The following is a 25,088-nucleotide window of genomic DNA, read 5'->3' as shown; positions in this document are numbered from 1 at the left end:
TTTCACGGACAGGTATAATCCACATGAATCAGAGTCTGCTGGTGACAAAGCGCGACGGTCGCACCGAGCGCATCAATCTCGACAAAATCCATCGCGTACTGGATTGGGCGGCAGAAGGGCTGAATAACGTATCCATCTCCCAGGTAGAACTGCGCTCCCATATTCAGTTCTATGACGGCATCAAAACGGCCGATATTCACGAAACCATCATCAAAGCCGCCGCGGACCTTATTTCCCGCGATGCGCCGGATTACCAGTATCTCGCTGCGCGCCTGGCGATTTTCCATCTGCGTAAAAAAGCCTACGGTCAGTTTGAGCCGCCAGCGCTGTTCGATCACGTCACAAAGATGGTGAAAAACGGCAAATACGATACCCATCTGCTGGAAGACTACACGGAAGAAGAGTTCAGGCAGATGGATTCGTTCATCCAGCACGACCGCGATATGACCTTCTCCTACGCGGCCGTTAAGCAACTGGAAGGCAAATATCTGGTACAGAACCGGGTCACCGGTGAGATCTATGAAAGCGCGCAGTTCCTGTACATTCTGGTTGCCGCCTGCCTGTTCTCCAACTATCCGCGTGAAACGCGTCTGGATTACATCAAGCGCTTCTATGACGCGGTATCCACGTTTAAAATCTCGCTGCCGACGCCGATTATGTCCGGCGTGCGCACCCCGACCCGTCAGTTCAGCTCCTGCGTGCTGATCGAGTGCGGCGACAGTCTGGACTCCATTAACGCCACTTCCAGCGCCATTGTTAAATACGTCTCGCAACGCGCCGGTATCGGCATCAACGCTGGCCGCATCCGCGCGCTGGGCAGCCCGATCCGCGGCGGCGAAGCCTTCCACACCGGCTGTATCCCGTTCTATAAGCACTTCCAGACGGCGGTGAAATCCTGCTCCCAGGGCGGTGTGCGCGGCGGCGCGGCAACCCTCTTCTACCCACTGTGGCATCTGGAAGTGGAAAGTCTGCTGGTACTGAAAAATAACCGTGGTACCGACGCCAACCGCGTTCGTCACATGGACTACGGCGTACAGATTAACAAGCTGATGTATACCCGCCTGCTGAAAGGGGGAGACATTACCCTGTTCAGCCCGTCCGACGTTCCGGGTCTGTATGATGCGTTCTTCGCCGACCAGGATGAGTTTGAACGCCTGTACACCAAGTACGAGCAGGACGACAGCATTCGTAAGCAGCGTATTAAAGCAGTTGAACTGTTCTCGCTGATGATGCAGGAACGCGCCTCCACCGGCCGTATCTACATCCAGAACGTTGACCACTGCAACACCCACAGCCCGTTTGACCCGGCTGTCGCCCCGGTCCGTCAGTCCAACCTGTGTCTGGAAGTCGCCCTGCCGACCAGGCCGCTGGAAGATGTTAACGATGAAAACGGCGAAATCGCGCTGTGCACCCTGTCCGCCTTCAACCTCGGCGTGATTGATAGCCTGGATGAACTGGAAGATCTGGCGGTACTGGCGGTTCGCGCGCTGGACGCCCTGCTGGATTACCAGGACTACCCGATTCCGGCGGCTAAGCGCGGCGCAATGGGCCGTCGTACTCTGGGGATTGGCGTCATTAACTTTGCCTACTATCTGGCGAAGCACGGCAAACGCTACTCAGACGGCAGCGCCAACAACCTGACGCACAAAACGTTCGAAGCGATTCAATATTATCTGCTGAAAGCTTCTAACGAACTGGCTATCGAGCAAGGGGCCTGCCCGTGGTTTAACGAAACCACCTATGCGCAGGGTATTCTGCCGATCGATACCTACAAAAAAGACCTCGATGCGATCGTCAGCGAATCCCTGCATTACGACTGGGAATCCCTGCGCGAATCGATCAAAACGCACGGTCTGCGTAACTCCACGCTCTCAGCGCTGATGCCGTCCGAGACCTCTTCGCAGATCTCCAACGCCACCAACGGGATCGAACCGCCACGCGGCCACGTCAGCATTAAAGCGTCGAAAGACGGTATTCTGCGCCAGGTGGTGCCGGACTACGAAAAACTGCAGAACGGTTATGAACTGCTGTGGGAGATGCCGAACAACGACGGTTACTTGCAACTGGTGGGCATTATGCAGAAGTTTATCGACCAGTCGATTTCAGCCAATACCAACTACGATCCGACGCGTTTCCCGTCAGGAAAAGTGCCGATGCAGCAGTTGCTGAAAGACTTGCTCAATGCCTATAAATTCGGCGTAAAAACACTGTACTATCACAACACCCGCGATGGCGCGGAAGATGCCCAGGATGACCTGGCGCCGTCCATCCAGGACGATGGCTGCGAAAGCGGCGCATGTAAGATCTAAGTTATTTTGCCGGGTGGCGCGACGCTTACCCGGCCTACGGTTTTGTAGGCCCGGCAAACGAACTACCGCCGGGCGATACAATTTCAACAGGACTCACATTTAATGGCATATACCACTTTTTCGCAGACCAAAAACGATCAGTTGCTTGAGCCGATGTTTTTTGGTCAGCCGGTGAACGTCGCCCGCTACGATCAGCAAAAATATGACATCTTTGAAAAGCTGATTGAAAAGCAACTTTCTTTCTTCTGGCGTCCGGAAGAAGTTGACGTTTCCCGCGACCGTATCGACTATCAGGCGTTGCCGGAGCACGAAAAGCACATTTTTATCAGCAACCTCAAGTATCAGACGCTGCTGGATTCCATTCAGGGGCGTAGTCCGAACGTCGCCCTGCTGCCGCTGATCTCGATCCCGGAGCTGGAAACCTGGGTTGAAACCTGGGCATTCTCCGAGACTATCCACTCGCGCTCCTACACCCATATCATCCGTAACATCGTTAACGATCCGGCGGTGGTGTTTGACGATATTGTCACCAATGAGCAGATTCAGAAACGCGCGGAAGGGATCTCCAGCTACTACGACGAATTGATCGAGCTGACCAGCTACTGGCATCTGCTGGGCGAGGGTACGCACAGCGTTAATGGCAAAACCATTACCGTTAACCTGCGCGAGCTGAAAAAGAAACTCTACCTGTGCCTGATGAGCGTTAACGCGCTGGAAGCTATCCGCTTTTACGTCAGCTTCGCCTGTTCATTCGCCTTCGCCGAGCGCAAGCTGATGGAAGGTAACGCCAAGATTATTCGTCTGATCGCCCGTGATGAAGCGCTGCACCTGACCGGCACGCAGCATATGCTGAACCTGCTGCGTTCCGGCGCCGATGACCCGGAAATGGCGGAAATCGCCGAAGAGTGCAAGCAGGAGTGCTATGACCTGTTCGTGCTGGCGGCTCAGCAGGAAAAAGAGTGGGCGGATTATCTGTTCCGTGACGGTTCAATGATTGGCCTGAACAAAGATATTCTGTGCCAGTACGTCGAATACATCACCAACATCCGCATGCAGGCGGTTGGTCTCGATCTGCCGTTCCAGACCCGCTCCAACCCGATCCCGTGGATCAACACCTGGCTGGTGTCCGATAACGTGCAGGTTGCGCCGCAGGAAGTGGAAGTCAGTTCTTATCTGGTCGGGCAGATCGATTCCGAAGTAGATGCTGACGACCTGAGCAACTTCCAGCTCTGATGAGTCGTATTTTTCTGAAGATTTCTGACACGCATCTTGAGTGTCAGGATGAACACCCTTCTCTGCTGGCCGCGCTGGAATCGCATAATATCAACGTGGAATACCAGTGCCGCGAAGGCTACTGCGGCTCCTGCCGCTGTCGTCTGCTCTCAGGCCAGGTAGACTGGCTGACGGAGCCGCTGGCATTTATCAGTGAAGGGGAAATTTTGCCCTGCTGTTGCAGGGCAAAAGGGGATATTGAGATCGAGATGTGATTTTGTCGGGTAGCGCGCAGCGCTCCCGACCAACAAAACCGCAGTTCACAGGCCAGGTAAGGCAAAGCCGCCATCCGGCTTTTTAGTGTTTCTCCTGCAAAAACGCCACCGCTTTATCCGGGAAATCGGTGAACAATCCTTCCACGCCCGCCTTGTTATACAGGATGTCATAAAGCTGATTAACATCCGTGGCGTAGTCAGGAAGGCGATCGGCGCGAACGGTGTAAGGATGCACCACCATCTTGTTCTGCTGCGCCTCTTTCACCATGCCGGTCAACGTGATATGCCCCACCGTCGATTTTTCATCAATCAGCATATGGTAGTCCGGGCCGATCCCGTCGGCATAGCTGGCGATCTGTTTCATCGCGCCGGGCCTGAACATCCAGTCGTAGTTATAGTTAACCCAACTGCCGTCCGGCTGTTTTTGCTGAGTTTCATTCCAGTCGGTGTACGCAATCAACTGCACCAGATTGAGATCCATCCCCCTCTTCGGTTCCAGCTCATTCTTAATGCGCTTCAACTCCGCTGCATCGAAACACTGCAAATAGACGTTATCTTTTTTACCGGTATAACCATACTTTTTCAGCACATCCAGCGTCTTAGCCGCAATATCCTTCCCTTCCTGATGATGGAACCACGGCGCTTTGATTTCCGGATAGATACCGATATTTTTCCCGGTCGAATGATTCAGCCCCTGAACAAGTTCTATCTCTTCCTCAAAGGTATGCACGCGGAAATCTGATTTCCCCATCGGGAAACGGCCAGGGTAAGTCTGTACTTTCTTGCCGTTCTCAATATCAAAACCTTCGGTAAACTTCAGGGATTTAATTTCATCCAGCGTGAAATCAATGGCGTAGTAACGCCCGTCCTGGCGAGCGCGATTCGGGAAACGTTCGGCAACATCAGTGACCCGGTCAAGGTAGTGGTCATGCAGGACGACCAGATGGTCGTCCTTCGTCATCACCAGATCCTGCTCAAGATAATCGGCGCCCTGCGCGTAGGCCATCGCTTTCGCCGGTAGAGTATGTTCCGGCAGGTAACCGCTGGCGCCGCGATGGGCGATAACGATTTTATCCCCCGCCGCCGCGCTGACGCTCAACGTCGCTCCCGCCAGTAGAATTGCGCCCATGAACGTCGATAAGGATGTTTTCATACGCATTCCTTAAGTTAAGCCTTTTTCAACTGCGCGTGGTGACGCTTTTCACCAACCATCGCCACTGCCAGCAGCAGGACAGCCAGCACGCTACCGCCAATCATCACCATAAAGCCGCCATCCCAGCCAAAGAAGTCAACGGTATAGCCAACAATGGCGCTCGCCGCCACGGAGCCGCCGAGATAGCCGAACAACCCGGTAAAGCCCGCAGCCGTACCCGCCGCCTTTTTCGGCGCCAGCTCCAGGGCATGCAGGCCAATCAGCATCACCGGGCCGTAAATCAGGAAACCGATAACAATCATACAGGCCATATCCACGCCAGGATTACCCGGCGGGTTCAGCCAGTAAACCACGGTGGCAATGGTCACCAGCGTCATAAAGAAGACGCCGGTCGCGCCACGGTTGCCCTTAAACACCCTATCGGACATCCATCCGCAAATCAGGGTGCCAGGGATCCCGGCATATTCGTATAAGAAATAAGCCCAGGAGGATTTATCCAGCGCGAAGTGCTTCACCTCTTTCAGGTAAGTCGGCGACCAGTCGAGAACGCCGTAGCGCAGCAGATAAACGAACACATTCGCCACCGCGATATACCACAGCAGCTTATTCGGCAGGACGTACTGCATGAAAATCTGTTTTGCGGTCAGTTCTTCTTCATTCTTTTCGCTGTAATCATCCGGGTAGTCGTTTTTATACTCTTCAATCGGCGGCAAACCGCAAGACTGCGGCGTATCGCGCATCATGGCGAAGGCGAAAATCGCCAGCAAAATAGCGCCGAAAGCAGGCATATACAACGCCGCATGCCAGTCGTTAAACCAGGCCATCCCCAGCAGGAACAGCAACGGCGGGATCCCGCCGCCGACGTTATGCGCGCAGTTCCACACCGACACGATCCCGCCGCGTTCCTTCTGCGACCACCAGTGCACCATCGTGCGTCCGCAGGGCGGCCACCCCATTCCCTGGAACCACCCGCACAAAAACAACAGGACAAACATCACCATAATGCTGGAGGTCGCCCAGGGCACAAAACCCATGACCAGCATCACCAGCGCGGCCAGGATCAAACCAGCGGGTAAGAAAATGCGCGGATTCGAACGATCGGAAACGGACCCCATGATGAATTTCGAAAATCCGTAGGCAATAGAGATGCCGGAGAGCGCAAAACCGAGATCGCCACGGGAAAACCCCTGCTCGATCAGATAAGGCATTGCCAGGGCAAAGTTCTTACGTACCAGATAGTAAGCGGCATAGCCGAAAAATATACCAATAAAGATCTGCCAACGTAATCGACGATATACCGGGTCGATTTCCGCCTCTGGCAAACGCGCTTTATGCGCAGCAGGTTTAAAAATACTTAACATTGCAGCCTCCGTGACCAGTACGGTTCTCTTTATGTTGATGCAAAAAAGCCAGTTTATTCACCAGGTTCCGTTGAGACTGCGATAGTAGGCAAAGCGCTGTGTCGATACTGTGAAACATTGCACATATTGTTACAGAAATATGACAAAATTTTCCATTGTGAGCACAAAATCACAAATTCAGTTCGAATTTTGCTCGAATATGCTCGAAATCAAACAATCCACACGTTCAGTATGGCTAAATGATGTAAAGCGAAAGTAGAGGGATGTGAAAATGGCCGACACCCAGGAATGCGATGTCATTATCATCGGCGGCGGCGCAACCGGCGCGGGGATCGCGCGGGACTGTTCGCTGCGAGGGCTACGTGTGGCGCTGATTGAGCGACATGACATCGCCACCGGCGCAACCGGACGTAACCATGGATTATTGCACAGCGGCGCGCGCTACGCGGTCACCGATAGCGAATCGGCGCGAGAGTGCATTAGCGAAAACCGGATCTTACGCCGCATCGCCCGTCACTGTATTGAGCCAACCAGCGGGTTGTTTATCACGCTACCCGAAGACGATCTGGCCTATCAGCAAACCTTTATCACCGCCTGCCGACAGGCGGATATTGATGCTAATCCCCTGACGCCCGCCGAAGCGCTGCGCATTGAACCTGCCGTCAATCCCACGTTAATCGGCGCCGTTCAGGTTCCCGACGGCACCGTAGATCCCTTCCGTCTTACCGCCGCCAATATGCTGGATGCCCGCGAGCATGGCACGCTGGTGCTCACCGGCTGTGAAGTCACCGGTTTACTTCGCGAGAGCGATCGCGTCTGCGGCGTCCACTTTTATGACCACCAACATCATGCAGCGCGTACGCTACGCGCCAGCGTGGTGGTCAACGCCGCCGGTATCTGGGGGCAGCACATCGCCGAGTATGCCGACCTGCGCGTCGCCATGTTCCCGGCCAAGGGGTCTCTGTTAATCCTCGATCACCGTATTAACCAACAGGTCATTAACCGCTGCCGCAAACCCGCCGACGCCGATATTCTGGTGCCCGGCGATACCATCTCGCTAATCGGCACCACCTCAATGCATATCGCCTATGATGAAATAGACGATAACCGGGTCACCGCCGCCGAAGTCGATATCCTGCTGCGCGAAGGTGAAAAGCTGGCCCCGGTACTGGGCCGCACCCGCGTGCTGCGCGCTTACTCCGGCGTGCGCCCGCTGGTCGCCAGCGATGACGATCCGAGCGGGCGCAACGTCAGTCGCGGCATCGTCCTGCTCGATCACGCCCAACGCGACGGCCTGAACGGCTTTATCACCATCACCGGCGGCAAGCTGATGACCTATCGCCTGATGGCGGAATGGGCCACGGATGCGGTGTGCCGCAAACTGGGCAACACCACGCCCTGCACCACTGCCGATACGCCGCTGCCCGGTTCGCAGGAATCGGCAGAAACCACCCTGCGCAAAATTATCTCTTTACCTGCGCCGCTGCGCGGGTCGGCCATCTACCGCCACGGCGATCGCACCCCTGCCTGGCTTGGCGATAGCCGCCAGCACCGAAGTCTGGTCTGCGAATGCGAAGCCGTCACCGCCGGCGAAGTTCAGTACGCAGTGGAAAATCTGGCGGTGAAAAATCTGCTCGATTTGCGCCGCCGCACCCGCGTCGGCATGGGGACCTGCCAGGGCGAACTGTGCGCCTGTCGCGCCGCCGGACTGCTACAGCGCTTCAACGTCGCCACCTCTGCGCAATCCCTCACGCAGTTGTCTGAATTTCTTAACGAACGCTGGAAAGGCGTGCAACCGGTCGCCTGGGGCGATGCGCTGCGCGAAAGCGAGTTTACCCGTTGGGTTTATCTCGGCCTGTGCGGGCTACAGAAGGAGCATCAGGATGAAGTTTGATTGCGTGATTATCGGCGGCGGACTGGCCGGGTTACTATGCGGGCTGGCGCTAAACCAGCGCGGCCTGCGCAGCGTGATTGTCAGTCGCGGTCAAAGCGCTCTGCACTTCTCTTCCGCCTCGCTGGATCTGCTCTCGGCGCTGCCGAACGGTGAAAGCGTCACCGATATCGCTCACGGCATAAACCAGCTAACCCACCAGCTTCCGCAACACCCTTATGCCAGACTTGGCGTCGAGCGGGTTATGATGTACGCCCGCCAGACCCAGCAACTGCTTGCCGCCAGCGGCATCGTCATGCAGGGAGACGCCAGCCAGTCGCATCTGCGCGTCACGCCGTTAGGAACGTTACGCGCGGCCTGGCTTTCACCGCAGGAAATCGCTACCGCGCCGCTGCCCGCCCGCCAGGTCTGTCTGGTCGGTATCAGCGGATTTGCCGATTTCCAGCCGCATCTGGCCGCGGCCTCACTGAATCAGCGCGGCGTCAGCGCGACGGCGAAAGAGATCGATTTACCTCTGCTTGATGTCCTGCGCGATAATCCCTCCGAATTCCGCGCCGCGAATATCGCCCGCCTGCTGGACGACGACGCCCATTGGCCGACGCTGCTGGCCGCGCTCCGTCCGCTCGCGCAGCAACACAATTTGTTAATCATGCCAGCCTGTTTCGGTCTCGCCGATGATCGCCTCTATCACTGGCTGCAACAACGCTTGCCCTGCCCGCTTCGCCTGCTGCCGACTCTGCCGCCATCGGTGCCGGGGATGCGCCTGCACGCTCAGCTACAGCGCCAGTTTATTCGTCGCGGCGGAACCTGGCTTAATGGGGATGAAGCGATCAACATCAGTCATCATAATGGTGTCGTTGACGCAGTCTGGACGCGCAACCACGGCGATATCCCGCTGCGTCCGCGTTTTGCCGTGCTGGCCAGCGGCAGCTTTTTCAGTAATGGACTGGTCGCCGAACGTGACGCTGTGCGGGAGCCGATTCTTGGTCTCGACCTGCAACAGACGTTACCGCGCGAAGGCTGGTATCAGCAGGACTTTTTTGCTTCGCAGCCCTGGCAACGTTTCGGCCTGAAAACCGATGCGAATCTACGCCCGCAGCGTCAGGGGCAGCCACTGGAAAATTTGTTCGCCATTGGTTCCCTGCTCGGAGGTTTTGATGCCATTGCCCTGGGATGCGGCGGCGGCATCTGCGCGGTGACGGCGCTGCATGCCGCAAAGCAAATTAGCGAGCTTGCCGGAGAAGAATCATGAACGACACCCGTTTTGAGCAATGCATTAAATGTACCGTTTGCACTACCGCCTGCCCTGTCAGCCGCGTCAATCCGCGTTATCCGGGCCCCAAGCAGGCCGGACCGGACGGCGAGCGTTTACGTCTGAAGGACGGCGCCCTCTACGATGAAGCGTTAAAATATTGCATTAACTGTAAGCGTTGCGAGGTAGCCTGCCCTTCAGATGTCAGAATCGGCGATATTATCCAGCGGGCGCGCATTCAGTACAGTCAGCAAAAACCGACCTTGCGCGATGCCGTGCTCAGCCACACCGACCTGATGGGCACGCTATCCACACCGTTTGCACCGCTGGTTAATGCCGTAACCGGGCTGAAGCCGATACGCCAGGTTCTCGACGCGACGCTGAAAATCGATCATCGCCGCACGCTGCCTAAGTATGGTTTCGGCACCTTTCGCCGCGCCTGGCGCCAGTTGGCCGCCCAACAGGCGCAATATCGCGAGCAGGTCGCTTTCTTTCACGGTTGCTATGTCAACTATAATCATCCGCAACTGGGCAAAGATCTTGTCCGCGTGATGAACGCTATGGGGGTCGGCGTGCAGTTACTCAGCAAAGAGAAGTGCTGCGGCGTGCCGTTAATCGCCAACGGATTTTTTGCTAAAGCGCGTAAACAGGCGCTCAGTAACGTCGCGGCGATGCGGGAAAATAACCTGCCGATTATCGCCACCTCATCGACCTGCGCCTTTACCTTGCGCGACGAATATTCGCATGTGCTGGATATCGATAATCACGACATTCGCGAACGGATTGAACTGGCTACCCGCTGGATTTGGCGTCAGTTGGATGCCGGTCGCAGTTTGCCTTTAAAATCGCTGCCGCTGAAGGTGGTTTATCACACCCCTTGTCATATGGAGAAAATGGGCTGGTCGCTGTATACCCTTGAGCTACTGCGGCTGATCCCCGGCTTGCAACTGCAAGTGCTCGATTCCCAGTGCTGCGGTATCGCCGGAACCTACGGGTTTAAGTCGGAGAATTACGCTTCGTCGCAGGCGATTGGCGCACCGCTGTTCCGGCAGATTGACGAAAGCGGCGCAGATCTGGTGGTGACCGATTGCGAAACCTGCAAGTGGCAGATTGAGATGTCCACCAGCAAGCGCTGTGAACATCCCATCTCCCTGCTGGCGCAGGCGCTGGCCTGAAAACCCGCGCCATTAAGCGCCTAGTAGCTCCCCTTTCCTCCCGGTTGCCCGGCTACCGGCTTGAACATCGCCAGCCGGTTATCCAGCGCGCTGGTATAAAGCTGGGTATCGACGCCCACGGCGACGAAGTTCGCCCCCCACGCCAGTGCTTTTTGCGCCATTTCCGGGTCCACAGCCAGGAATCCGGCAGCTTTCCCCGCCGCGCGAATGCGGCGGATGCTCTGTTCTATAATCCGCTGCACCTCCGGGTGACCCGCGTTATCCGGATACCCCAGCGAAGCCGATAAATCAGCAGGACCAATAAATACGCCATCAATGCCCTCCACTTCGAGGATCGCATCCAGGTTATCAAGCGCCGTTTTGCTCTCCACCTGGATCAACAAGCAGAGTTCATCATTCGCCTGCGCCATATAGTTTTCGACCCTTCCCCAGCGTGCGGCGCGGGCCACTCCGGCGCCGACGCCGCGCGTCCCGATCGGCGGATAACGGGTTGCCGAAACAATCTCCCGCGCCTGTCCGGCGGTATCGACCATCGGTACCAGCAGCGTTCTGGCGCCGATATCCAGCACCTGCTTAATCAGGGTGCGACTGCCCTCTACCGGGCGAATCACCGGCTGACTGGCATACGGCGCAATAGCCTGAAGCTGATGATAAAGATCCTGGATAGTATTCGGCGCATGTTCGCCGTCGATCAGCAGCCAGTCGTAACCTGAAGTGGCGGCGATCTCGGCCATATAAGAGGAGGTCGAGCTCAGCCACAGGCCAATTTGCGCTTCCCCCTGTAATAATCCCGCTTTAAACGGATTCGATAAAATTGCGTTCATAGGTATCCCTTACGTTAATGCTGTACGCTGTCAGCCCGCGGAACGGCGCGATTAACACGCAGTGAAAAGATAATAGCGACCCCAATAATCGCCACACCGGCAAGCGTCAATAATCCGGCGGCATCACTGGCGAAAATCGTTTCCGCCTGGACACGAACAATCGGTGCCAGAAAACCGCCAATGGCGCCAAACAGATTGATGAAACCAATGCCGGCGGCCAGCGCCGTGCCGGACAACAACTGAGTCGGCATGGTCCAGAAAACCGGCTGCACGGCAATCACGCCAACGGCGGCTACGCACAGGGCGATAATCGCCAGCACCGGTGAAACCAGTCCGGAGACGGCAATGCCAATCGCCGCCGCCAGCAGGGTGAATGCCGCAATATTACGGCGCTCGCCGGTACGGTCGGAATAGCGAGGAATAAGCCAGGTGCCAAGTAGCGCCGCAATCCACGGGATGGCGGTCACCACCGAGGCCACAAACCCGACTTTGGTGCCCAGCAGCGCGGCAACCTGGGTCGGCAGGAAGAAAATCAAACCGTAAACCGCTACCTGAATAGTCAGATAGATAATCGCCAGTTGCCAGACCCGGCCATTGCGCAGCGCATCGGAGAGCCGCGATGTGATCTTTTTCTCCTCTTCTCTGGCCAGTTCGCCGATCAGCGCCTGTTTTTCAGTCGCGCTCAGGAAACGCGCATTTTGCGGCGTGTCGTCCAGCCAGAAGAAGGTAAATACCCCCGCGCCAACGGCCAATAATCCCTCAATAATGAACATCCAGAACCAACCCGGATGCCCCATAAAACCGTGCATTTCCAGCAGCGCACCGGATAAAGGCGAACCGAGAGTCAACGCCAGCGGTGCCCCCATATAGAACAGCCCCATGATGCTGGCGCGATTTTGCTGCGGAAACCACTGGGAGGTCAGGTAGATCATTCCGGGGAAAAAGCCTGCTTCGGCAGCCCCGAGTAAGGTGCGTATCAGCAAAAATTTCGCTTCCGTATCCGCCCCAGCCATCGCTGCGGAGAGCACGCCCCACAGCAGCGTGGTGCAGCCAATCCATTTTCGCGCGCCGAATTTGCGCATCAGCAGGTTAGCAGGCACGCCAAGAAAGGCGTATACCACAAAGAAAATCCCCGCCCCCAGCGCATAGGCTTCATTACTTAACCCGGTATCCAGTTGGTAGGTCTCTTTGGCAAAACCGATATTCGAGCGGTCAAGAAACGCCAGCACGTACAGCGCCAGCATAAACGGGATCAAACGGGCGCGGTTTTTCTTCACCACGCTCTCAAGCAAGGTGTTGCTCATCGTAATATCCTCAAGAAGAGGCCGCACGTCAGCACGGTGCGGCACGGCAGGATCAGTGGCTATAAGGTCGCTTCAGGTTGCAGTCGCGATTCAGCTCGACGCCAAATCCCGGCTTATCCAGCACGCTTTTGTGAATGCGCCCCTTCTCCGGCACCGGCTCGCCAACCAGAATCGGATCAAACTGCGGACGCAAGGTTGAACAATCCGGGCTGGTCATCAGGAACTCGCTAAACGGCGTGTTGGTAAACGTAATGACCGCATGGTGGGAATAGACGGATGAACCGTGCGGTACCACCAGTTGGCCGCGCGCTTTGGCGATCGCCGCGATCTCCACCAGCGTGGTCAGGCCGCCGCACCAGCCAACATCAGGCTGCATAATATCAATGCCAGTTTCCGACAGCGTACGGAAGGATTGCAGCGTACCGTGATGCTCGCCGCTGGTGACCATCATCCCGGCTGGCGCATTGCGTTTAAGTTCGCGATAGCCTTCGTACTGCTGCGGCGGCAGGCACTCTTCGATCCACTTGAGGTTATACGGCGCACAGGCGTGAGCCAGCTTAGTGGCGTAGTTAACATCCTGGCTCATCCAGCAGTCCAGCATCAGCCAGAAATCCGGGCCGCATTTTTCGCGATACTCTGCGACCATCGCGGCATCTTTACGCACCCCTGCATCGCCATCGTGCGGCCCCCAGTGGGTCGGCATTTTTCCGCCGATAAAGCCCATCTGTTGCGCCAGATCCGGGCGCGCGCCGGTCGCATAGAACTGAATTTCATCGCGCACCGCGCCGCCCAGCAGTTTATACACCGGCAGGCCGACGACTTTGCCGAACAGGTCCCACAGCGCCAGGTCAATACAGGAGATAGTGTTCATCACCAGACCACCGGAGCCGGAATAATACATGGTGGCGTTGAGCATCTGATCATGGATCAGTTTAATATCGCTGACGCATTTACCTTCAATAAAACGGTTGAGGTGTTTCTCAACAATAAAGCAGCCCATCTCCCCCGCCGTTGATACCGCAAAACCGGTCTGCCCGTTCTCAGCCTCCACCTCCACAATCAGCGTGCCCAAAACGTTGATGCCAAACGACTGTCGGGACTGTTCATATTGTTTGTATTTGCTCATTGGGGTGGCGATATGATCGTCAATCCAGTGGTTCGCCCCCTGGTCGTGATAATCACCGCCGCCTGCACCTTTCTCTGCCGTCGCACCGCCGATAAACCAGGCGCGAACGTGTTTAATTTTCGGTAGGGTCATACGCTTCTCCTTATTATGAGGCTTGTTGTTCAAAGGGGCTCTTCCACCCCAACAGTCGGGAAATATCTTTGGCGCAGGCAATCGCTTTACCGGCAAGGTAATCACGATTGTCTTCATTGATTTGCAGACGCGTCCCCACCACGGAGATGGCGGCGGTCAACTGGTTATTGGCGTTAAACACCGGCGCGGCCACGCAACGAACATCCGGATAATCTTCGCCGTTATCGAAGCTCCAGCCTCTGGCGCGAATGCGCCCCAGCTCATCGCGAAGCTGCGACGCACTGGTGATAGTGGTTGGCGTAGCCTGCTCCCAACGCAGTTCGCTGATAATGGATTCCTGTACCCGTTCAGGCTGCCAGGCCAGCAGGCATTTACCGATACCGGAGCGATAAAGCGACAGACTCTTCCCCTCATGCGAACGCACGCTGATGGTGGCCGGGGATTCAATTTTCAGAATGTAATAAGCGTTACCGTTATCAATAATGCCCAGGTGGCAAAGCAGCCCGCATTGATCCATCAATTGCGTCAGGCGCGGGCGCGCCAGTTCACGCAGATCCATTTTGCTTAACGCATGGCCGGCCAGTTCAACCAGTTTGGTCCACAGGCAGTAGTTGTCCTGATTATCGATGCTGAGAAAACGCTGCTTTTTCAGCTCACCCAGCAGCAAATAAACGGTACTTTTCGGAATACCCAGTTCGTCAATAATGGTCGCGGCGCTGCAGGGGCCGATGCGAGCGATCAAATTGAGAATATCAATGGCGCGGGTCAACGCCGGAACTTTGCTTGATTCCAACATGATGGACTCCAATCCTGAATACTGGAATCAGTGTTGCGGTTGTCGGGGCTGTAAATTGTGAGCGACTTCAAATGACGACACTATTCCAGCGAAGTGGACGCCTGAAGAGGGGAAAATGCGAGATAGTGCACAGAATATTTTAAAGCGAGTACAGCGGGCTGGACTTATGCCGCGCCGGAAGCGGTTCCCGACGCAGCGGTGTGTTTAAACGAACAGTGACTCGACAACGTTAATCCAGCCATGCTCGCTGGCTACCGGCTGACCATTGAGCCAACGGCGTAGCATGTTCAGGGCCATCATTGCACAGACCTCCTGACGCACCTGTAAGCTATGACGATTGGTGCTGAATTTGACCCGCAGGGCGTGAGTACCTTCCGGCGTGGAGAGCGCAAAGTTCAAATACCCACCTTCCTGAGCGCTGACCGCCAGCGCCAGACCAGCAAAGTGTTTTTCGCGCCGTTCAGCCGCCCAGCGAGCGGACTGCGCGAGGGTCTCTTCCTGAGCGGGGATCACTTCACTGGCCAGCAGCGGTGCATTGACGCGTGAAAGCTGTAGCGCCAGCAGACCGCCGGTAAACTGCTCGCTCAGCGTCAGGCTTAGCTGGCGCGCCTGCAGGCGACAGGCAATCTGTGCCGGCAGGCCTTCAGTGCCTTCGAAGATCATACTATCTCCGGCGACCGTCTTCACTTCCGACCACAGCGCCAGCATCGCCTCGCGCTGCTCAGCAGGCCCGGTCAGCTTCAGTTCGATAATTGGCATTGACGAGCGATAGCCCATCACCACGCCAGGCGGCAACGGCAGATGATCGAGGCTCTGCGCCAGTTCGCTTTCCGAGCGTCCAAAAGTGGTCAAACGCAGACACAGCGGGGGAGCCGGTAGCGGGAAACGTGCGCGCAGGCGCGGTAAAATCTCCTGCTCGACCATAACCTTAAACTCGGAAGGCACGCCGGGGGTGAAGAACATCAGGCAGCGATTAAGCTGCAAAACAAAGCCACAGGCGGTGCCGACCGGGTTATTGATCATCTCCGCGCTTTGCGGAATTTCCGCCTGCTTGCGGTTACTGGCGGACATCGGCCTTCCCCGTTCAGCAAAGAAACGGGCCATCGTGTCCAGCCACTCTTCATGCAAAATCAACCCTTCGCCTTTGGCCGTCGCCGCGGCCAGCGCACTCAGATCGTCGCTGGTTGGCCCCAGACCACCGTTAACGATCAGAACATCGGCATGCTCGCTGCGCTCGCGTAAAATCGCCACCAGAGCATTGAGATCGTCACCCACGGTATTGCGACGGTTGAGAGGTAATCCTTGATCAAAAAAGAAATCCGCCAGCCACGCGGCATTCGTATCGACGATTTGTCCATGCAATACTTCGTCGCCAGTGGACAGCATTTCCACGTTTAACATTGTCAACTCCAGCCTGATTAGTCGGAATACTATACCTTAAATCATTCCCGCTGCGGGACAGGGAACCACAGACGTTCCCCGAACAACGCCGATCGTTGTCTGCCGGGGGAACGCGAGAAAGGAACGACAAAGTAGCGCGAAGTCGCTGGCTGAAAAACGCGAAAAATCAGGCGCGGCGGCATACCGCGCCGGAGGATCAGAAGCTGGCGTTAACGCCGATGTACGGACCGTCCGCCACGGTATTATCGCGATGGCCGTCTTTGCCTGCCAGATTAAGATAACGATAACCGGCTTCGATACTTAGCGGGCGCATAATGGTGAAACGCGCGCCGGCATTGGCTTCCTGATAGCTGTCGATGCCGCTGGAGAGTGAATCCGGGGAGTAATAATATTCGCCAAAAAGGCGGAAACTGCTGCCAATTTTCCACTGCAAACCGCCGCCAACCGCTGCCGCGTAGCCATCACTGCCGTCCTTCGGGTTAGTGTAAACGCCTTTGCCGCCCACGGTCGCCAGAAATGGCCCCAACGGCACATTCAGCCCTAACCCCAGCCCTGCCGCATCGCCATCATCATCGTTGTGCAACCAGTTGCCGGTCACTGCCAGGCCCGTGGATTCCGTGCCAAAACCGACCCCAAGGTTGGTGTAGTGCTTACCAACCTGCCCGCCAACGCTGATGGCATTTGCCGCCGTCGAGACGAACATCATGCCGCAGAGGGCCATCATTATGCTTTTTTTCATTTTTATCTATCCAGAAGACATGAATAAAAAAATCCCGAAACACCGCAGAATTGTACTGCTGAACGCTAAGGAATCAATGAACTGAGGCCGCCTTTACCCTTGTGATTGTAACCAGTTGCTACTAACAGCGTCAGCGCTGCAACGTCGCAGACAAGAAACGATCGCCTCTGGCTGGTTGATATGGCGGTTAAAGCCCGCCATTTACCCAGTCTCGCAGCGCCCGGCGGGAAATTTTAATCCCGCCCGTGTTCAGGGTTTCCGGCAACCGTAGCCAGCGCACCGGCTGCTGGAAGCGCGCCAGCTTGTCGGAACACCAGGCGGCTAACATAGTAAGATCGCAATGTTCACTGCACTCCACTACCGCCACAGGGCGCTGGCCAAATTCAGCATCATCCAGCGGCACAATAAAAATCTGCTGAACCTGCGGATGAGCGCCGATCGTTCGCTCCACCTCTTCCGGCTGAATGCCTTCCCCGCCGCTAAAAAAGAGATTGTCCATGCGCCCGAGGATGGTCAGTTTGCCGTTATCCAGTCTGCCGCGATCGCGGGTGGCAAACCAGCCGCTCTCATTTATCAGCGGCGTAATTTGTCCCTCCCGCCAGTAGCCTATTGCCATGCTAGCGGCCCGAAGCCAGACTTCGCCATCAACAATCTTTAACTCACACCCCGGCAGCGGCCGCCCGACATCTGCCAGACCATCGGCCTCTTTGGCGCACACCGTGGAGGCAAACTCAGTCAGTCCGTAACCGCACCAGCAGCGAATACCGCGTTGACGGGCCTGCTCGGTAAGCGCCACCGGAATCGCCGCGCCGCCAAGCAGGACAGCTTTTAACGACACACCAGCATCACCGTTAAGCAGACGCCAGAGCTGGGTTGGCACCAGGGAAGCATGGGTACAACCCCGTAGTGCCTGATCCTGCGGCTGTCTCTCGCGCACCGTCAGACCAGCGCCCGCCAGCAGCCAGCGCCAGAGAATGCCCTGACCGGAAACGTGAAACAGCGGCAGCGACAGCAGCCAGTCGTCTTCAGGCGCAAACGGTATCATCGCCAGCACGCCTTCAGCGCTGGCAAGATGAGCGCGAAAAGTATGGACCGCCGCTTTCGGTAACCCCGTTGACCCCGACGTTAGCGTCATTGAGGCGATGCGATCGTCCCGCCAGTCAACCGCGTGCTCGCCAGTTGCAGAGCGCATAACCAGCAGATTGAGGTTCTCCGCAAGGTCGCCGCCATTGAGCAGCAGCGCGTGGCGGAGGCTTAACGAGGGCAGCAGTTGCGCCAACAATGCGGTCGGCAGTTGCGGATTCAGCGGCAGGACGCGAGCGCCGCACTGCAACAGCGCCAGCCATGCCAATACAGCATCAGGCTGATTATAAGCGCGGATCAGCACACCATCGCCTTCGCTCACGCCCTGCGCGTGAAACCCGGCGGCCAGCGCATCAATTTGCGCGCACAGTTCTCGCCAGCTTATCCGCTGTTCATTCAGCCGTAGCGCCTGCGCCTCTCCCCGCCGCTTACGCCAGTAGCGCCAGGGCCAGTCACCCAATGTCACAGCAGCGGCTCCAGGCCATCAACGGTCAGACACGGCAGATCGCTGCCCGGCCAGCATCGAACCAGCTGGCTGCGCATCAGACTCAGGGTATCCAGACCGGGGATGGTGTGCGGCGTCAGCCAGGCGGCAACCCGCGCCAGTTGCGTCAGGCCAAAGCTCGACTCAATGGATGAACTGATGACCGCCGTCAGCCCCAGGGCATGAGCCTGCGCCACCTGCTGCCGCACTTTTTGCAGGCTGCCGGTCAGCATAGGTTTAATCACCACCGCCCGTAAACCCGGCTCCGGGACAAACGCAAAATCCGCCTCGCGCAGGCTCTCATCCCAGGCAATGGCAATACCGGTTTCCCGGGCAAACGCGCGCGAATCATCGCGGGTTTTGCACGGCTCCTCCAGGAAAGCAATACGGCTGCGGTATTGCGGATTAACGTATCTGGCGAACTGCTGCGCTTTAAGCGGCGTCCAGGCGCGGTTAGCGTCAAGGCGGAGCGTCAGATCGGGAATCGCTTCCAGCAACAGGTTCACCACCATGCCGTCGCGCACCGCTTCATACAAGCCGACTTTAACCTTCGCGACTTTTTCACCGGGCATCCGGGAAAGCTTCGCAAACAGCTCATCCGGATCGCCGGTACAGAGCGGCGCGGCACGATAATCCGCCGCGTGCGGCAGTTCGTCACGCAGCTCCGCCAGGGCGCAACTGACGCCAAAAGCAACTGAAGGCGGCGTCGGCGGCGCAGCGTCCTGGCCATCGCGCCAGGCCGTGGCCCAGGCAAGCAGCGCCGTCTGCGCATCGTCCAGGGTTTCCTGGCTGAATCCCGGCAGAGGAGATATTTCCCCCCAGCCTTCACGCCCCCCTTCCTGCAGCCGCAGGAGCACGCCATCGCGGGTTTTTAACCGCCGTTCACGCAGCACGACGCCCGCATCCATCGGTAGCTGCCAGCGGTAAACCTGCACCTGTCGCATTACGGGTTCCGTTTAAATTTGCTGAAGTCCGGCTGGCGCTTCTGATTGAAAGCGTTGCGCCCCTCCTGACCCTCTTCAGTCATGTAGAACAGCATGGTGGCGTTACCCGCCAGTTCCTGCAGACCAGCCTGACCGTCGCAGTCGGCGTTCAGCGCCGCCTTCAGGCAGCGCAGCGCCATCGGGCTGTTTTGCAGCATTTCGCGGCACCAGCGCACGGTCTCTTTTTCCAGATCCGCCAGCGGTACCACGGTATTCACCAGCCCCATATCCAGCGCCTGTTGCGCGTCGTACTGGCGGCACAAGAACCAGATTTCACGGGCTTTTTTCTGCCCGACGATGCGCGCCATATAAGAAGCGCCCCACCCGCCGTCAAATGAGCCGACTTTCGGACCGGTCTGGCCGAAAATGGCGTTTTCCGCGGCGATAGTGAGATCGCACATCATATGCAGTACATGACCGCCGCCGATGGCGTAACCCGCGACCATCGCCACCACCGGCTTCGGACAGGTACGGATCTGACGCTGGAAATCGAGAACGTTAAGGTGATGCACGCCGGCGTCGTCCTGATAGCCGCCGTAATCGCCGCGAACTTTCTGATCGCCGCCGGAGCAGAACGCTTTGTCACCTTCGCCGGTCAGGACAATGACGCCGATATTGTCGTCATAGCGGGCATCCGCCAGCGCCTGAATCATCTCTTTAACGGTCAGTGGACGGAATGCGTTGCGCACCTGCGGGCGGTTGATGGTGATTCTGGCAATCCCGTCCGCTGATTTTTGATAACGAATGTCGGTGTAGCCTTCAGAGCAGTCCTGCCATTCAATCGGGGCGTAAAGCATGGCTTCATCAAGAGAGATCATAGGGTGTCCTTCAGTTAACTCGCTAAAAACTGCGCCAGACAGGCCGCTACGGCATCGGGATTTTCCCGATGTGCGTTATGTCCGGCATGATTAATAATGTGCGTGGTCGCAGCAAGTTGCCGCGCAATGGCGCGAAATTTGCCGTCGCGTTCGCCGCAAAGATAATGAAAAGGAAAATCACGCATCTGTAATAACCCGCGAAGATCGGGTTGTTTCGCCAGTGAGGTTGCCTGCAGCATCGCCGCTAACGCCGCGCCATTATTCTGGCTGCGGAGCGCAATCAGCGCCGCACGACGGGATTCATCAAGGGAAGCAAAAACCGGCTGTTGATACCAGTCGGCAAAGACATGCGGCAAAGGCTCGCAGCGCAAGCGTTCCGCCCATGCGGCATCGCTTTGCTGGCGCAGCAGACGTTGGTTGTCATCCTGTAATCCCGGATGCCCGCCTTCGACGACCAGCCCGCAGAGACCTTTACGCGGCTGGCTGACATAGGCCATCGCCAGCCGTCCGCCCAGGGAGTATCCCACCAGCCAGTACTTTAGTATGTTGTAACTATTCAGCGTATTCTTAAGAAGCTGGCAGACATCGGCAAAGTCACTCACTTCGATATTCGCCGAACCTCCGTGGCCCGGCAGATCGAGATACAAACGCGGATATGCGCTGAACGCCTCTCCCACCGTCCGCCATTCGCGGCAATCGCCGGAAAAACCATGCAAAAAGACCAGCCAGGGGTAGCCCGACTGGCCGCATTCTGCCACCGAATGCAGCGTCATAGCTGGCTTACCTGCGCCAGCAACTGCTGCAGCGTTTGCGTACCGTCGGTTTCATTCACCACCAGTTCGATTAGCGTGGCGCCAGGCTCTCGCCAGGCGGCATCCAGGGCAGATTCCAGCGCCGCCCACCCCGCCGGACGATGGTAAGGCAAACCAAACATCGCCGCCGCATGATCAAAATTGATATTCTGCGGCATCAGATAAAACTGGTTTCGCTGCTCCAGCGGCGTCGGCAACAGAGAGAAAATCTGCCCGCCATTATTGTTGATAACAATCAGCACCATCGGCGCTGACGCCTGACGCAGCAGGGCCAGCGAATTGAGATCATAGAGCGCCGAAAGATCGCCGACGATAGCCAGCGTCGGGCGCGCGCTGGCACGCTGTACCCCGGCGGCCGTCGCCAGCAGGCCATCAATTCCGCTGGCTCCGCGATTACTGTAAACCGGATAACCGGCCGGTAGCTGCGACAGCGCATCAATTAACCGCACCACCAGGCTGTTGCCGACAAATAGCTGACCCTGTTCCGGTAGATAGCGGTGAATCCGTTGCGCCAGCTGCGCCTCGCCGAAATCCGCGCTACTGGCGACCGCCGCCTGCCACGCCTGACGCGCAAGTTCTGGCACCATGGTCGCCCACTGCGGGCGTTTTTCCGCCGGATGCAGCTCCAGCCAGCGGTCAATGGCGCAGACCAGGCGACGACCGCGATGCTGCGCCGGGTCCAGACGTCCCGGTAGATTGTCCACCAGCCAGTACTCTTCAGGTTCGCAGGTCGCCTGCCACTGTAACACCCGTTTTCCGGTCAGGCTGCTGCCCAACTGGATAATGATTTGCGCCTGCGCCAGTTCAGTAACCGCTTTGCTATTGCCAAGCCACAAGTCGGCACAGGGCAGCGGCTGCCCGGTTTGTGAGAGCACATCGCCAATCAGCGGCCAGCCGAGGGTTTTCGCCCACTCAGCCACCTTTTTGCCCTCTTCGGCGCTCACTCGCCCGACTACCACCACACCGCGCTTTTGTCGCCAGAAAAACCAGTCGCGCTGCTTTTCACTTTCCAGATGCAACGACTGGCTCAACCAGGGGTTATCACTCTGCCACCATGTCCCCAGTTGCTGCTGCCATTCAATGCCGGTATCGTCCATATCGCCATACAGCGGTTCAGCAAACGGGCAATTAATATGAACGCCGCCAGTGCGCAGCGCGCCAAGCGCCTGATCGATAGTCGAAACCAGCCAGCGGGCGGGAATATCCGGCGACGGACGAGGCAACGATATCGTCTGCGAGGGATGCGAGGCAAACATCCCCGGCTGACGAATAGCCTGATTAGCCCCGCAGTCAATTAATTCCGGGGGACGGTCGGCGGTCAATAAAATGAGTTTTTCGCCGGTCAATCCGGCCTCGATCAGCGCCGGATAGAGATTAGCCGCCGCAGTGCCGGAAGTGACAATCACCGCCACCGGCTGGCCGCTGGCCTTCGCCAGCCCCAGCGCCAGATGGCCGAGGCCGCGTTCGTCAAAATGGGTATGGTGAATAAACGCGTGGTTTTCCGCTGCCGCCAGGGTTAACGGTGTCGAGCGCGAGCCGGGCGCAATACAGATATGCTGCACGCCGTGGCGAATTAACGTTTCCAGGATCACCGCCGCCCAGCGTCGGTTAAATGCGCTTACTGACATGAATTTGTCCAGTATCAAATATTGAGGCTAAGTATAAATAATGCAAATTATTGCCGTTTTGATATGCATCGTTTTATCTGTGTTTCTGCAAGCAAAACGCACGCACGTTGGCAGCGTTATGTTCAATTTTCAGCCGCTCTTGCTTCGGTTCAGCCCCGACGAACAATCTCAACGTATATTTATCGCCCCAGCGAACACCAAGAGACGCAAAAACAACAAATGATGGCCTTTAACCCGTATACCCGCCGCAGGTTAAAGGCCACCAAAAGGTAAACGCCGTTGAGATTGTGGCGGCTGGCGGAAAATCGTCGGCCAGACAGCTATATAAACTTTCCGGTAGAGAGAAACAAACAACGCGCAAACCGCCACAGAATAAAGGCCCTATATTATACGGGGTAACACAATGAATAGCAGTACCTACAATGAGGAAGCCACGTTTGACTGCGGCTCGTTAGACGGCGACGATTTCACGCGCCATGCCGATATGTTCGATGCCGTCCTCATCGTAAACCTCAGTAACCGGTACAAAACCAAAGCTGGCGTAGAATTTTTGCAGGTGGGCCTGAGCCCCCAGATAAATCGCCTTTTGCGGCCAGTGCTGGCGGCAACAGGCCAGCGCCTGTTCCATCAACTGATAGCCGAGATTCTGGCCGCGCACCGCCGGGCTGACGATCACCCGGCCAATCACCACTGGTTCAAACTCATCATCGCTCTTGAGAATGCGCGCGTAGGCCACCAGTTCGCCGTCGCGCCAGCCGAGAAGATGACGGTTTTCTCCCACCAGATCGTCGCCATCGACATCCAGATAAGCGCAGTTTTGTTCGACAACGAACACCGTACAGCGTAGCTTCAACACAGCATAGAGCTGTGGAACGGTCAGTTCAGCGTGGTGTAGATCCTGCCATATCATCATTTATCGTTCCTTACTTGATATCGTTTCACCCGGACACTCCGCAACCAACGCACATGCAACCTGAATAATGGCAGGTATACTCTGTTTTTTGACTCTCGCCCTAAGGACACCGGACGATGGAATTACTATTTTTGGGAACATCCGCTGGCGTGCCCACCCGTACACGTAATATGACGTCTATGGTGCTGAATTTGCAACAGCCGACAACGGCTGAGATGTGGCTGTTCGACTGCGGAGAAGGAACTCAGCATCAGTTTCTGCATACCCCTTATCATCCTGGCAAACTGAATAAGATTTTTATCACCCATTTACATGGCGACCATCTGTTCGGCCTCCCCGGTCTGCTTTGCAGCCGCTCGATGCAAGGAAATTCGCTGCCGCTGACGCTGTACGGGCCTGAGGGGCTGAAAGAGTTTGTGGAAACCACGCTACGCCTTAGCGGTTCATGGACCGATTATCCGCTTACCGTTGTCGAAGTTGAAAAAGGCGTGGTTTTTGATGAAGCAGGCTACCGGGTTACTGCCTGGCCGCTAAACCATCCGGTTGAGTGCTACGGCTATCGTATCGAGCAGCACGATAAGCCAGGCACGCTTGATGCCGCCAGGCTTATCGCCGATGGCGTACCCCCCGGCCCGATGTTTCAGCGTTTAAAACAGGGATTAACGGTTGAACTGGCAGATGGCAGGGTCATTGACGGTAGCCGCTATCTCGGTCCGGCCACGCCGGGTAAAAAGCTGGCGATTTTCGGCGATACCGCTCCCTGCACAGAAGCGCTGGCGCTGGCGCGCGGCGTGGACGTCATGGTTCATGAGGTCACCCTCGAACAGGCGATGGCGGAAAAGGCTAACAGCCGCGGGCATTCATCCAGCCAGCAAACGGCTGCGCTGGCACGAGATGCGGGCGTCGGTACGCTTATCGCCACGCATTTCAGCTCGCGCTATGACGCCGAGGGCTGTCAGCGCCTGCTGGCTGAGTGTCGGGAAGTCTTCCCGTCCACCCTACTGGCGGAAGATTTTCTGACCTATACCGTGGAATAGTGGAAATAGAGGAAATAGTGGAATAAAAACGGGAATAACGCGGCGACGCCGGGAACCCCACAGCCAGCGGCTGAGGTGCGCAGCGCCCACAAGAACGAGGCCCAGGGATGTGGGCCTAATGCTGGTCAGTTAAGGGCTGTCAGTTGCGTTTATGGCTGGCTGAGTGGTTCTGTCAATCGGTGGTTTAAACGAAAATCTGATTCGGTTGATTCACTAACTGAGCTGATACGGACTGAAATATAAAGGATATAATTTTTTTATGACTTTCAGCCTCTGAAAAGCCACTGACGAATAACGGACTCACCGCATGGGGGTTGGGCGCATCAAGGAAACCTGGCGGGAACGCAGGCGCGCATCCAGGACTGGCCGCCAGGACGGCG

22 protein-coding genes are annotated in these 25,088 nt (G+C 56.9%); 7 read left to right on the top strand and 15 right to left on the bottom strand.

The features are described 5' to 3' along the window. Nucleotides 1–23: 23 nt before the first annotated feature. The 3 genes from nrdA to yfaE all read left to right on the top strand — a co-directional run bounded on the left by nrdA (nucleotide 24) and on the right by yfaE (nucleotide 3,796). Nucleotides 24–2,309: a class 1a ribonucleoside-diphosphate reductase subunit alpha gene (gene nrdA, locus ABK821_RS12820; RefSeq protein ID WP_138361333.1), complete on the top strand. Its 2,286-nt coding sequence runs from the start codon at nucleotides 24–26 to the stop codon at nucleotides 2,307–2,309. Between the two features lie 102 nt (nucleotides 2,310–2,411). Further along, a complete protein-coding gene (gene nrdB, locus ABK821_RS12815) occupies nucleotides 2,412–3,542 on the top strand; it encodes a class Ia ribonucleoside-diphosphate reductase subunit beta (protein WP_138361334.1) in 1,131 nt (376 codons plus the stop codon). After that, a complete protein-coding gene (gene yfaE, locus ABK821_RS12810; protein ID WP_138361335.1) occupies nucleotides 3,542–3,796 on the top strand; it encodes a class I ribonucleotide reductase maintenance protein YfaE in 255 nt (84 codons plus the stop codon). Before nrdB ends, yfaE begins: the two co-directional genes overlap by 1 nt. An 82-nt stretch (nucleotides 3,797–3,878) precedes the next feature. Here yfaE and glpQ read toward each other — a convergent pair whose 3' ends face one another. Both glpQ and glpT read right to left on the bottom strand, forming a co-directional pair. Continuing rightward, entirely contained in the window at nucleotides 3,879–4,949 is a 1,071-nt protein-coding gene (gene glpQ, locus ABK821_RS12805) for a glycerophosphodiester phosphodiesterase (RefSeq protein WP_138361336.1), read from the bottom strand. A gap of 14 nt (nucleotides 4,950–4,963) precedes the next feature. After that, nucleotides 4,964–6,310: a glycerol-3-phosphate transporter gene (gene glpT, locus ABK821_RS12800; RefSeq protein WP_138361337.1), complete on the bottom strand. Its 1,347-nt coding sequence runs from the start codon at nucleotides 6,308–6,310 to the stop codon at nucleotides 4,964–4,966. A 271-nt stretch (nucleotides 6,311–6,581) separates the two neighbouring features. Here glpT and glpA point away from each other — a divergent pair, with 271 nt between their 5' ends. Genes glpA through glpC form a run of 3 tightly spaced genes read left to right on the top strand, consistent with a single transcriptional unit; the run spans nucleotide 6,582 to nucleotide 10,628 of the window. Continuing rightward, the gene (gene glpA, locus ABK821_RS12795) at nucleotides 6,582–8,204 is read left to right on the top strand and encodes an anaerobic glycerol-3-phosphate dehydrogenase subunit A (RefSeq protein ID WP_138361338.1); all 1,623 of its coding nucleotides are present in this window, start codon (nucleotides 6,582–6,584) and stop codon (nucleotides 8,202–8,204) included. Next, the gene (gene glpB, locus ABK821_RS12790; RefSeq protein ID WP_142502306.1) at nucleotides 8,194–9,453 is read left to right on the top strand and encodes a glycerol-3-phosphate dehydrogenase subunit GlpB; all 1,260 of its coding nucleotides are present in this window, start codon (nucleotides 8,194–8,196) and stop codon (nucleotides 9,451–9,453) included. The genes glpA and glpB overlap by 11 nt, the downstream gene beginning before the upstream one ends. Continuing rightward, entirely contained in the window at nucleotides 9,450–10,628 is a 1,179-nt protein-coding gene (gene glpC / locus ABK821_RS12785) for an anaerobic glycerol-3-phosphate dehydrogenase subunit GlpC (protein ID WP_138361340.1), read from the top strand. The genes glpB and glpC overlap by 4 nt, the downstream gene beginning before the upstream one ends. A 20-nt stretch (nucleotides 10,629–10,648) precedes the next feature. On the opposite strand, the gene yfaU is transcribed toward glpC, so the two are convergent. The 12 genes from yfaU to ABK821_RS12725 form a co-directional block, all read right to left on the bottom strand. Further along, on the bottom strand, nucleotides 10,649–11,452 hold the full coding sequence (gene yfaU, locus ABK821_RS12780) for a 2-keto-3-deoxy-L-rhamnonate aldolase (RefSeq protein ID WP_138361341.1): 804 nt from the start codon (nucleotides 11,450–11,452) through the stop codon (nucleotides 10,649–10,651). Nucleotides 11,453–11,466: 14 nt separating this feature from the next. Further along, entirely contained in the window at nucleotides 11,467–12,756 is a 1,290-nt protein-coding gene (locus ABK821_RS12775) for an MFS transporter (RefSeq protein WP_138361342.1), read from the bottom strand. Nucleotides 12,757–12,808: 52 nt separating this feature from the next. Beyond that, entirely contained in the window at nucleotides 12,809–14,014 is a 1,206-nt protein-coding gene (rhmD, locus tag ABK821_RS12770; protein ID WP_138361343.1) for an L-rhamnonate dehydratase, read from the bottom strand. 13 nt (nucleotides 14,015–14,027) lie between these two features. After that, nucleotides 14,028–14,810: an IclR family transcriptional regulator gene (locus ABK821_RS12765; protein WP_138361344.1), complete on the bottom strand. Its 783-nt coding sequence runs from the start codon at nucleotides 14,808–14,810 to the stop codon at nucleotides 14,028–14,030. Nucleotides 14,811–15,014: 204 nt separating this feature from the next. Next, complete coding sequence (locus tag ABK821_RS12760) at nucleotides 15,015–16,211, bottom strand: nicotinamide mononucleotide deamidase-related protein YfaY (protein WP_138361345.1); 1,197 nt, start codon at nucleotides 16,209–16,211, stop codon at nucleotides 15,015–15,017. A 196-nt stretch (nucleotides 16,212–16,407) separates the two neighbouring features. Beyond that, entirely contained in the window at nucleotides 16,408–16,950 is a 543-nt protein-coding gene (locus ABK821_RS12755) for a YfaZ family outer membrane protein (RefSeq protein WP_138361346.1), read from the bottom strand. A 187-nt stretch (nucleotides 16,951–17,137) separates the two neighbouring features. Further along, nucleotides 17,138–18,499, bottom strand: a complete 1,362-nt coding sequence (gene menE / locus ABK821_RS12750; RefSeq protein WP_343178818.1) for an o-succinylbenzoate--CoA ligase — start codon at nucleotides 18,497–18,499, stop codon at nucleotides 17,138–17,140. Then, nucleotides 18,496–19,461, bottom strand: a complete 966-nt coding sequence (gene menC / locus ABK821_RS12745; protein ID WP_308562241.1) for an o-succinylbenzoate synthase — start codon at nucleotides 19,459–19,461, stop codon at nucleotides 18,496–18,498. The genes menE and menC overlap by 4 nt, the downstream gene beginning before the upstream one ends. Beyond that, complete coding sequence (menB, locus tag ABK821_RS12740; protein WP_142502313.1) at nucleotides 19,461–20,318, bottom strand: 1,4-dihydroxy-2-naphthoyl-CoA synthase; 858 nt, start codon at nucleotides 20,316–20,318, stop codon at nucleotides 19,461–19,463. The genes menC and menB overlap by 1 nt, the downstream gene beginning before the upstream one ends. Before the next feature lie 14 nt (nucleotides 20,319–20,332). Continuing rightward, nucleotides 20,333–21,091, bottom strand: a complete 759-nt coding sequence (gene menH / locus ABK821_RS12735; protein ID WP_343178817.1) for a 2-succinyl-6-hydroxy-2,4-cyclohexadiene-1-carboxylate synthase — start codon at nucleotides 21,089–21,091, stop codon at nucleotides 20,333–20,335. Further along, nucleotides 21,088–22,758, bottom strand: coding sequence for a 2-succinyl-5-enolpyruvyl-6-hydroxy-3-cyclohexene-1-carboxylic-acid synthase (gene menD / locus ABK821_RS12730; protein ID WP_343178816.1), 1,671 nt, complete (start codon nucleotides 22,756–22,758; stop codon nucleotides 21,088–21,090). The genes menH and menD overlap by 4 nt, the downstream gene beginning before the upstream one ends. 451 nt (nucleotides 22,759–23,209) lie before the next feature. Continuing rightward, nucleotides 23,210–23,671, bottom strand: a complete 462-nt coding sequence (locus ABK821_RS12725) for a GNAT family N-acetyltransferase (RefSeq protein ID WP_343178815.1) — start codon at nucleotides 23,669–23,671, stop codon at nucleotides 23,210–23,212. A 116-nt stretch (nucleotides 23,672–23,787) separates the two neighbouring features. Between ABK821_RS12725 and rnz the strand changes: the two genes are divergently transcribed. After that, nucleotides 23,788–24,708: a ribonuclease Z gene (rnz, locus tag ABK821_RS12720; RefSeq protein ID WP_142502317.1), complete on the top strand. Its 921-nt coding sequence runs from the start codon at nucleotides 23,788–23,790 to the stop codon at nucleotides 24,706–24,708. 184 nt (nucleotides 24,709–24,892) lie between these two features. Here the strand turns inward: rnz and ABK821_RS12715 are convergent. Continuing rightward, nucleotides 24,893–25,088: hypothetical protein (locus tag ABK821_RS12715; protein ID WP_395033949.1), on the bottom strand; the 196-nt coding region annotated here is incomplete at its 5' end.

The sequence above is a fragment of the Klebsiella sp. KE9456 genome (assembly GCF_043832615.1).
In the GTDB taxonomy this organism is placed as follows: Bacteria; Pseudomonadota; Gammaproteobacteria; order Enterobacterales; family Enterobacteriaceae; genus Klebsiella; species Klebsiella indica.
The sequence above is the reverse complement of the archived record's forward strand: the minus strand, read 5'-3'. Positions and strand labels throughout refer to the sequence as shown.

Coding starts and splice junctions, on each gene's coding strand:
- rhmD (WP_138361343.1), bottom strand. CDS start 14,014: ATGACCCTACCGAAAATTAAACACGTTCGCGCCTGGTTTATCGGCGGT.
- ABK821_RS12755 (WP_138361346.1), bottom strand. CDS start 16,950: ATGAAAAAAAGCATAATGATGGCCCTCTGCGGCATGATGTTCGTCTCG.
- yfaE (WP_138361335.1), top strand. CDS start 3,542: ATGAGTCGTATTTTTCTGAAGATTTCTGACACGCATCTTGAGTGTCAG.
- glpC (WP_138361340.1), top strand. CDS start 9,450: ATGAACGACACCCGTTTTGAGCAATGCATTAAATGTACCGTTTGCACT.
- menD (WP_343178816.1), bottom strand. CDS start 22,758: ATGTCAGTAAGCGCATTTAACCGACGCTGGGCGGCGGTGATCCTGGAA.
- menH (WP_343178817.1), bottom strand. CDS start 21,091: ATGACGCTGCATTCGGTGGCAGAATGCGGCCAGTCGGGCTACCCCTGG.
- ABK821_RS12760 (WP_138361345.1), bottom strand. CDS start 16,211: ATGTTAAACGTGGAAATGCTGTCCACTGGCGACGAAGTATTGCATGGA.
- ABK821_RS12775 (WP_138361342.1), bottom strand. CDS start 12,756: ATGAGCAACACCTTGCTTGAGAGCGTGGTGAAGAAAAACCGCGCCCGT.
- menC (WP_308562241.1), bottom strand. CDS start 19,461: ATGCGACAGGTGCAGGTTTACCGCTGGCAGCTACCGATGGATGCGGGC.
- ABK821_RS12765 (WP_138361344.1), bottom strand. CDS start 14,810: ATGTTGGAATCAAGCAAAGTTCCGGCGTTGACCCGCGCCATTGATATT.
- menB (WP_142502313.1), bottom strand. CDS start 20,318: ATGATCTCTCTTGATGAAGCCATGCTTTACGCCCCGATTGAATGGCAG.
- yfaU (WP_138361341.1), bottom strand. CDS start 11,452: ATGAACGCAATTTTATCGAATCCGTTTAAAGCGGGATTATTACAGGGG.
- glpT (WP_138361337.1), bottom strand. CDS start 6,310: ATGTTAAGTATTTTTAAACCTGCTGCGCATAAAGCGCGTTTGCCAGAG.
- nrdA (WP_138361333.1), top strand. CDS start 24: ATGAATCAGAGTCTGCTGGTGACAAAGCGCGACGGTCGCACCGAGCGC.
- ABK821_RS12725 (WP_343178815.1), bottom strand. CDS start 23,671: ATGATGATATGGCAGGATCTACACCACGCTGAACTGACCGTTCCACAG.
- glpA (WP_138361338.1), top strand. CDS start 6,582: ATGGCCGACACCCAGGAATGCGATGTCATTATCATCGGCGGCGGCGCA.
- nrdB (WP_138361334.1), top strand. CDS start 2,412: ATGGCATATACCACTTTTTCGCAGACCAAAAACGATCAGTTGCTTGAG.
- glpB (WP_142502306.1), top strand. CDS start 8,194: ATGAAGTTTGATTGCGTGATTATCGGCGGCGGACTGGCCGGGTTACTA.
- rnz (WP_142502317.1), top strand. CDS start 23,788: ATGGAATTACTATTTTTGGGAACATCCGCTGGCGTGCCCACCCGTACA.
- glpQ (WP_138361336.1), bottom strand. CDS start 4,949: ATGAAAACATCCTTATCGACGTTCATGGGCGCAATTCTACTGGCGGGA.